General features: G+C 73.3%; 8 protein-coding genes and 1 tRNA gene. 8 read left to right on the top strand and 1 reads right to left on the bottom strand.

The genetic code is table 11. The features are described 5' to 3' along the window. Positions 1–43: 43 nt before the first annotated feature. A complete protein-coding gene (locus ACFW01_RS38095; protein WP_384511391.1) occupies positions 44–658 on the bottom strand; it encodes a 5-formyltetrahydrofolate cyclo-ligase in 615 nt (204 codons plus the stop codon). 93 nt (positions 659–751) lie between these two features. Between ACFW01_RS38095 and galU the strand changes: the two genes are divergently transcribed. The 8 genes from galU to ACFW01_RS38055 all read left to right on the top strand — a co-directional run bounded on the left by galU (position 752) and on the right by ACFW01_RS38055 (position 8,288). Then, positions 752–1,654 carry a UTP--glucose-1-phosphate uridylyltransferase GalU gene (galU, locus tag ACFW01_RS38090; protein WP_234957226.1) on the top strand — a complete coding sequence of 301 codons (903 nt, stop codon included), beginning with the start codon at positions 752–754 and terminating at the stop codon, positions 1,652–1,654. A 5-nt stretch (positions 1,655–1,659) separates the two neighbouring features. Then, positions 1,660–3,006 (top strand): gephyrin-like molybdotransferase Glp, encoded by a 1,347-nt coding sequence (gene glp, locus ACFW01_RS38085; protein WP_384511386.1) that lies wholly within the window; start codon positions 1,660–1,662, stop codon positions 3,004–3,006. Between the two features lie 86 nt (positions 3,007–3,092). Then, positions 3,093–3,605, top strand: coding sequence for a cyclic pyranopterin monophosphate synthase MoaC (gene moaC, locus ACFW01_RS38080; RefSeq protein ID WP_234957227.1), 513 nt, complete (start codon positions 3,093–3,095; stop codon positions 3,603–3,605). Next, a complete protein-coding gene (locus tag ACFW01_RS38075; protein WP_234957228.1) occupies positions 3,602–4,141 on the top strand; it encodes a MogA/MoaB family molybdenum cofactor biosynthesis protein in 540 nt (179 codons plus the stop codon). Before moaC ends, ACFW01_RS38075 begins: the two co-directional genes overlap by 4 nt. Further along, positions 4,138–4,773 carry a GNAT family N-acetyltransferase gene (locus ACFW01_RS38070; RefSeq protein WP_161332008.1) on the top strand — a complete coding sequence of 212 codons (636 nt, stop codon included), beginning with the start codon at positions 4,138–4,140 and terminating at the stop codon, positions 4,771–4,773. The genes ACFW01_RS38075 and ACFW01_RS38070 overlap by 4 nt, the downstream gene beginning before the upstream one ends. A gap of 183 nt (positions 4,774–4,956) precedes the next feature. Beyond that, the gene (gene glpR, locus ACFW01_RS38065; protein WP_384511381.1) at positions 4,957–6,207 is read left to right on the top strand and encodes a gephyrin-like molybdotransferase receptor GlpR; all 1,251 of its coding nucleotides are present in this window, start codon (positions 4,957–4,959) and stop codon (positions 6,205–6,207) included. A gap of 97 nt (positions 6,208–6,304) precedes the next feature. Further along, positions 6,305–6,378 (top strand) — tRNA-Ala (locus tag ACFW01_RS38060). 194 nt (positions 6,379–6,572) lie between these two features. Next, positions 6,573–8,288, top strand: a complete 1,716-nt coding sequence (locus ACFW01_RS38055) for a hypothetical protein (RefSeq protein WP_384511378.1) — start codon at positions 6,573–6,575, stop codon at positions 8,286–8,288. Positions 8,289–8,381: the final 93 nt, after the last annotated feature.

The following is an 8,381-nucleotide window of genomic DNA, read 5'->3' as shown; positions in this document are numbered from 1 at the left end:
GCCCCCACGCACGCGTGGGGGCCGTCTCCGTCTCGCCGGACGGTCAGCGGAACCTGCGCACCCCCGACGGCGTCACCACCGCGCCCACCGGCCGGTCGTGCGGCTCGGCGGGGACGCGCGCGACGACCTCCCGGTCGTACAGCAGCACCAGCAGCGCGGGACGCGCGCCCGACCGCTCCAGGCGGGCGAGCACCCGGTCGTACGATCCGCCGCCGCGCCCCAGCCTGAGGCCCCGCCCGTCCACCGCCACCCCCGGCAGCAGCACCACGTCGGCCTCCGTCACCGCGTCCGGCCCCAGGCGGGCACCGGCGGGCTCGAACAGGTCCATCCGCCCGCCGTGCCGCACGCGCGCGAGGGAGTCCGTCCCGGTGTACTCGCCCCAGTCCAGGTCGTTGTCCGGCAGCAGGGCGGGCAGCAGGACGCGCACGCCCCGCGCGCGCAGCGCGTCCAGCAGCGCGAGGGTGCCCGGCTCGGCGCCCACGGAGACGTATGCCGCCACGGCGCGCGCCCCCGCGACCTCCGGCATCCCGAGCGCCCGTGCCGCCAGCGCGTCCCCCGATTCCCGCACGTCATCGGCCGTCAACCTGTTTCTCACCGCGAGGATCTTCCGCCGCAAGGTCCGCTTGTCAGGTTCGTCCGCGGGGCCGGTGTGTGGCATTGATCGCTCCCGTACCGCTCTAATGCGCTCATATGAGCGCCAATGATCCTGAGTCACAGATTCTCCCTATAGGCACCGGATATGGTGGCGCGCATGACTCAGTCCCACCCCAGGATCAGCAAGGCTGTCATCCCCGCAGCCGGGCTCGGTACCCGGTTCCTGCCGGCCACCAAAGCCACTCCCAAGGAGATGCTGCCGGTCGTCGACAAGCCGGCGATCCAGTACGTGGTCGAAGAGGCCGTGGCCGCGGGCCTCGGCGACGTCCTCATGGTCACGGGCCGCAACAAGCGCCCCCTGGAGGACCACTTCGACCGCAACTACGAACTGGAGTCCGCCCTCCAGAAGAAGGGCGACGCGGGCCGGCTGGCCAAGGTCCAGGAGTCCAGCGACCTCGCGATGATGCACTACGTCCGCCAGGGCGACCCCAGGGGCCTCGGCCACGCCGTCCTGTGCGCCGCCCCGCACGTCGGCCACGAGCCCTTCGCGGTCCTGCTCGGCGACGACCTGATCGACCCGCGCGACCCGCTCCTCCAGCGCATGATCGACGTCCAGGAGCAGTACGGCGGCAGCGTGATCGCCCTCATGGAGGTCGCGCCGGAACAGATCCACCTCTACGGCTGCGCCTCCGTGGCCCCGACCGGCGACGGCGACGTGGTCGAGGTCACCGGGCTGGTCGAGAAGCCCGACGAGGCCGACGCCCCCTCCAACTACGCCATCATCGGCCGCTACGTCCTCGACCCGCGCATCTTCGACATACTCCGCAAGACCGAGCCCGGCCGCGGCGGCGAGATCCAGCTCACCGACGCCCTCCAGCAGCTGGCCGCGGACGAGAAGGCCGGCGGTCCCGTGCACGGCGTCGTCTTCAAGGGCCGCCGCTACGACACCGGTGACCGGGGCGACTATCTGCGTGCCATTGTCAGACTCGCGTGCGAACGTGAAGACCTGGGCCCGGACTTCCGGTCCTGGCTTCGCAGTTACGTAGCCGAGGAGATGTAACGACGTTGAGCAGCGCGCCCCGTGACACCGGACACGACCACGCCATCGCGGACGCCGGTCCGGACCGTCTGTGGTCGGTGCAGGACCACCTGGACGACGTCCTCGCCACCGTCCGCCCCCTGGAACCCATCGAGCTGAACCTGCTCGACGCCCAGGGCTGCGTCCTGGTCGACGACGTCACGGTGCCGCTGTCCCTGCCCCCCTTCGACAACAGCTCGATGGACGGGTACGCGGTGCGGGTCACCGACGTCGCGGGCGCCAGCGAGGAGTTCCCCGCCGTCCTGGAGGTCGTCGGGGACGTCGCCGCAGGCCAGGCCGACCCGCCCTCCGTCGGCCCCGGTCAGGCGGCCCGCATCATGACCGGCGCCCCGCTGCCGCCCGGCGCGGAGGCCGTCGTCCCCGTGGAGTGGACCGACGGCGGGCTCGGCGAGGGCCCGGTGACCGGCATGCGGGCCCGCAGCCTGGCCCCCGAGGGCGCCGAGGGACAGGTGCACGTCTACCGGCCGGCCGAGGCGCGTGCCCACGTCCGCGCCAAGGGCAGTGACGTCCGCTCCGGCGACCGCGCCCTGGAAGCGGGCACCGTCCTGGGCCCGCCGCAGATCGCCCTGCTCGCCGCGATCGGCCGGGGCAAGGTCCGGGTCCGCCCGCGCCCGCGCGTGGTGGTGCTCTCCACCGGCAGCGAACTCGTCCAGCCCGACGAGCAGCTGGCCTCCGGTCAGATCTACGACTCCAACAGCTTCGCCCTCACCGCGGCCGCCCGGGACGCCGGCGCCATCGCCTACCGGGTGGGCGCCGTCGCCGACGACGCCGAGACCCTGCGGGCCACCATCGAGGACCAGCTCGTCCGCGCCGACCTGATGGTCACCACCGGCGGTGTGAGCGTCGGCGCCTACGACGTGGTCAAGGAGGCGCTGGCGCACGTCGCCGACGAGGACGAGCCGGGCAGCGGCGTGGACTTCCGCAAGCTCGCCATGCAGCCCGGCAAGCCCCAGGGCTTCGGCGCCATCGGCCCCGACCACACCCCGCTGCTCGCCCTGCCCGGCAACCCGGTGTCGTCGTACGTCTCCTTCGAGCTGTTCGTCCGCCCCGCGATCCGCACCCTCATGGGCCTGCCCGACGTCCACCGGCCGACGGTCACCGCGACCCTGACCGCGAAGAAGGCGCTCACCTCTCCCAAGGGCCGCCGCCAGTTCCTGCGCGGCACCTACGCCGACGGCTCGGTCACCCCGGTCGGCGGCTCCGGCTCCCACCTGATCGCCGCCCTCGCGCACGCCGACGCGCTGATCGTCGTCCCCGAGGACACCGAGTCCGTCGAGCCCGGCGCCGACGTCGAGGTGGTCCTGCTCGGCTGACCCCGCCCGGTTGCCGGTAGCGTGTCGCGCACAGCAGGCCCACGCGCCGCACCGCGCCGGGCCAGGACCGGGAGCGCCACACAAGCATGAGTACGCAGGACCGAACCCCGAACGGCGGACGGGACCCGCAAGGCCGGCTGACACACATCGACGAGGCGGGCGCCGCCCGCATGGTCGACGTGTCCGGCAAGGACGTCACCGCACGCACCGCGCGCGCCGGCGGGCGCGTCCTCGTCGCCCCCCGCGTGGTGGAGCTGCTGCGCGGAGAGGGGGTCCCCAAGGGCGACGCCCTGGCCACCGCGCGGATCGCGGGCATCATGGGCGCCAAACGCACCCCGGACCTGATCCCGTTGTGCCACCCGCTGTCGGTCTCCGGTGTGAAACTGGACCTGTCGGTCGCGGACGACGCCGTGGAGATCACCGCCACGGTGAAGACGACGGATCGCACGGGCGTCGAGATGGAGGCGCTCACCGCGGTCACCGTCGCCGCGCTCACCGTGATCGACATGGTCAAGGCGGTCGACAAGGGAGCGGTCATCACGGACGTACGGGTGGAGGAGAAGACGGGCGGCAAGTCGGGCGACTGGAGCCGGTCATGACACGCGACGCGTCGAGCGGCGGTGCCCTCGGCGCCCCGTACCGCGCCCTGGTGGTCACCGCCTCCAACCGGGCCGCCGCCGGGGTCTACGAGGACAAGGGCGGCCCTCTGATCGCCGACGGCCTGCGCCGGTTCGGCTTCGCCGTGGACGGACCGCAGGTCGTCCCGGACGGCGACCCCGTCGAGGCCGCCCTGCGCGCGGGCGCCGAGGCCGGCTACGACGTGATCGTCACCACCGGCGGCACCGGCATCTCGCCCACCGACCGCACCCCCGAGGCGACCCGGGCGGTGATCGGCCACGAGATCCCGGGCATCGCGGAGGCGATCCGGGCGTACGGCCGGGACAAGGTGCCCACCGCAGCGCTCTCCCGGGGCCTGGCCGGAGTGGCGGGCGGCACGCTGATCGTCAACCTGCCGGGCTCCTCCGGCGGGGTGAAGGACGGCCTCGCCGTGCTGGAGCCGCTGCTGATCCACGCCGTCGACCAGCTCCGGGGCGGCGACCACCCCAGACTCGGCACGGGAGGGGGTGCGAGCTGAACAGCCCATCCTGGCCCGCGGAGCTGAGGGACGGCGACATCGTCCTGAGGCCGATCAGGCTGCGCGACCAGCGGGCCTGGCGCGAGGTCAACCGGCGCAACCGCGACTGGCTGCGCCCCTGGGAGGCCACCATCCCGCCGCCCGGCCCCGGCGGCCCGCTCACGCACCGGCCGACCTACCGGCAGATGGTGCGGCACCTGAGGTCGGAGGCGAACGCGGGGCGGATGCTGCCGTTCGTCATCGAGTACCAGGGGCGGCTGGCCGGGCAGTTGACGGTGGCCGGCATCACCTGGGGCTCGATGTGCTCCGGCCATGTCGGCTACTGGGTCGACGAGTCGGTGGCCGGGCGCGGCGTGATGCCGACGGCCGTGGCGATGGCCGTGGACCACTGTTTCCGCACCGTCGGACTGCACCGCGTCGAGGTCTGTATTCGCCCAGAGAACGCGCCCAGCCGCCGGGTGGTGGAGAAACTCGGATTCCGCGAGGAGGGCCGCAGGCCGCGTTATCTCCACATCGACGGGGCATGGCGCGACCATCTCGTCTTCGCGCTCACCGCGGAAGAGGTGCCGGAGGGTCTGCTGAGGCGCTGGCACCGGTCACGGGACCGGAGTGCACCCAACACCGGGAATTGAATAAACGTTCGAAATTGATCGGGCGGCGACCGCCCGAAGCGAAGAAATTCGCGTCTCTGATGCGACTCTGGCGGTCTGCTGATCGCATCGATCACAAGAAAAGTTCGAAATATCAGCCAGATCGTGCGACACACCGGCCCAATTGGCGGATGGCCTCAAGGAAACCCCTCTACCGTGTGAGGCGTGAGCAGCAGCGGCCTCATCTACGCAGTCATCGTCGGGGCCTGGGCCGCCTACTTGGTGCCGATGTGGCTCCGTAGGCAGGACGAGCTGAACGAGGCCCGTCCGACGGAACGCTTCAGCACCGCCATCCGGCTGCTGTCCGGACGGGCGGGCATGGAGCGCCGGTACGCCAAGGACCTGCGGTCGCGCCCCGCCGACGAGGCGGAGCCCGACGCCGACGCCCCGGACGCCGCCACCGACTCGGTGGACGTCCGGGCCTTCGCCGTGTCCCGGACCCGACGGCACACCCGGCCCACCCCACCGCAGCACACCGCGGAACGGCCCGAGAAGGCCCGCCCGGAGCCGGGCGCACCCGCGCAGGGCCCCAGATCCGGCACGTCCCCGGAACACCCGGGCCGCACCACCGGCTCCGGCGCCGCAGCGGCGCGGGAGCGGGTCCCGCAGGCCCGCCGCGCACCCGGCTCCGCCGAGGCCGCGGCCCGCGCCCGGCGCACCAAGGTCCTCGCACGCCGCCGCCGCACCACCGTGATGCTGTTCCTGGCCTTCACGCTCGGCTCGGTCGTCGCGGCGGTCGGCGGACTCGCCTTCCTGTGGGCCCCCGGCGTGCCCGCGCTGCTGCTCAGCGCCTACATCGCCTACCTGCGCGCGCAGGAACGCCGCCGGTTCGCCTTCCAGATGGACCGCCGCCAGGCCGAGGTCGCCGCGCAGCGGCTGCGCGACCGCGGTCCCCGGCCACCGGGGAGGCGCACGCCCGCCGACCCCGTCGGTGCCGTCGGCGACCCCGACGCCGAGGAACCGGACGACGGGCCCGAGACCGAGGCCGACGCCGGGCTCTCCGCGCTCGCCGCGGACCGGCGGGCACTGGTCGAGCAGACCGACCACGCCGAGTGGGTCGACCAGCAGCGCGAACCCCGCGGCCGCCCGCGGGGCGACAGCTGGGACCCGGTGCCGGTACCCCTGCCCACCTACGTCACCGCACCGGTCGCCCCGCGCGCCACGCCCGACGTGGACCTCGCGGCGCCCGACGCCTGGAGCTCGGCCCGCTCCAGCGCCGTCACCCCCGAACAGGAGGACGCGGTGTCCGCCCCCGCGCCGGACCGCCCCGCCGATCCCGCCGAGGACCGCACGGAGCCACCGGCCCGCAGCGACGCCCGCCGCGCCGCCTCCGCCCGCCGGGCCCGGGAGCGCGGCCGCACACCGCTCTTCGACCAGTACGAGGACGGCGGCCGTCCCCGCGCCGCCAACGAGTAGACCCGCCTGGTGGACCCGTCCCGGGGCCGTCCCGTCACCGCCCCGGAACGGATTTTTGAGCAGGCCGGGCGGGGTGCTAGAGTTTCACTCGTTGCAAGGGCCTGTGGCGCAGTCTGGTAGCGCACCTCGTTCGCATCGAGGGGGTCTGGGGTTCAAATCCCCACAGGTCCACGCACGTTGTCGAAGGTCCCGTCCGGTCATCACGACCGGACGGGACCTTCGTCGTTCCCCGGCCCACCCGCGCGTGCCCGAGACGCATCCGTGATCCTCCGCCGTGCAACCCTCCCCGTCACCTGTGGGTCATCTGTGCGCGGTGTCACACCAGTGGCACCTTCCTGTCGTCAGGGGAACGGAACAGAAACACCATGAGACTCAGCACCGCGCACTCGTCCTGGGCGCGCGCGGCCGTGGCCGGGGTGGCCGCCACCGGGCTCGCCGCGGGTGCCCTGGCCGGCGTCGCGCACGCCGCGGACGACCAGGCACCGCTTCCCGTCACCCTCACCGGTCCCGCCAAGGTGGACCTCGCGCTGGACGGGGCCGAGGGCGAGCCGGGGGAGCCGCAGATCCGGCTGGGGCTCACCGGCCCCGGGGAGTACGACCCCGACAGCGGCGCCGACCCGGAGTTCGTCCCCAACGACGGCTACAAGGTCACCATCGACGCCACGGCGCTGGGCGGCTTCGCCAAGGTACGGCTGCCGCGGTGGTGCGAGGCGGACGGCCTCGTCGCCGTCTGCGAGGAGAACACCCTCTACCCCGGCGACTCGTACAACCCGAGCTGGTCCGTCCGCCTCGACCTCAAGGACACCGCCGAGGCAGGCGACTTCGGCAGGATCAAGGTGACCGGCGAGGGCGCGGGCCTGACGTTCAACGAGCACACCGTCGACGTGCTCGTCGGCGGACCCGAACTGCTCAAGAAGAAGCTGTCCGCCGAACCCGAGGGCTTCCGGGCCGGCGACACCTACGAAGCCCCGCTCGGTTTCCGCAACGTCGGCAGCATGTCCGCCGACGGCGTCGTCCTGCGCTTCGGCGGCTCGCGCGGCCTGTCCTTCCCCGACGAGTACGACAACTGCTCGTACGCCGAGGAGAACGAGGACAACCTGATCCGCTATCAGAAGGTCGCCCTGTGCACCTTCGAGGGCGAGTTCCTGCCGGGCACGGCCTACGACCTGAGCGAGCCGGTCCGGGTGAAGACCGCGGACTTCGCGCTCGGCGACATCTTCCACTACGGCTTCGACGCGGTCGGCGCCAAGGACGCCGCCGCGCTGCGCTCCGGCGCCGACTACCGGCAGGGCACCGGCCGGACGCTCACCCTCGAGCCGGCCGGGAGCGGTGACGCGGCCGACTACGCGAAGTACGCCGAGATCGACCTGCCCACCCGGAACACCTACGACCTCGACCTCACCGGTGCCCGCGTCGCGGGTGCCCAGGGGGAGACCGTCACCGTCGACATCGGCCTGAGCAACCACGGCCCGGCCTGGATCGGGGCACTGCGCTCGGGCGGCGAACCGCTGGGCTTCACCGTGGAGATCCCGGAGGGCGCGAGCGTCGTCGACAGCCCCTGCCGCCCCGTCAACGCCGAGACGCCGTCGCAGTACCGCTGCTGGGCCGACACCCCGTTCCTGGAGGACGACCGGCGCGACTACCGCTTCAAGCTGCGCGTCGACAAGGTCGTCGAGGGCGCCAAGGGCAAGATCTCGCTGCCGGAGTGGGACGACCCCCGGGAGGGCGACCCGTCCAACGACACCGGCTGGATCGTGCTGAACGGCACGGGCGACGAGGAGACGCCGGGCGACACCGGCGGCACCACGGGCGGTACCGGCACCACCTCGGGCTCGGGCTCCACGGGCGGGACCGGTACGGGCGGAGGCTCCGGTTCCGCCGGAGGCACCGGCACCACGGGCGGCTCCGGGACCACCGGCGGTACGACCGGCGGCCAGTCGCCCCAGGGCGGTGACGGCGGCCTGCTGGCCTCCACCGGCTCCCCGGCCCTGCTCGCCTCGGCCGGCGCGGCGCTGGCACTCGCCGTCGGCGGCCTCCTGTTCGCCGTCGCCCGCCGCCGCAGGGCGGCCGGCGCCCGCTGACGGCCTAGGGCCTGTCTGACAATTCCCGTCTGCCTCGCGACGCCATGCACGCACTCTCGCCGCACCGGGCGCAGAGCCAAGTACATCCAGTAC

The organism is Streptomyces sp. NPDC058985, assembly GCF_042740985.1.
Taxonomy (GTDB): domain Bacteria; phylum Actinomycetota; class Actinomycetes; order Streptomycetales; family Streptomycetaceae; genus Streptomyces.
This window is presented reverse-complemented; position numbering and strand designations above follow the sequence as displayed.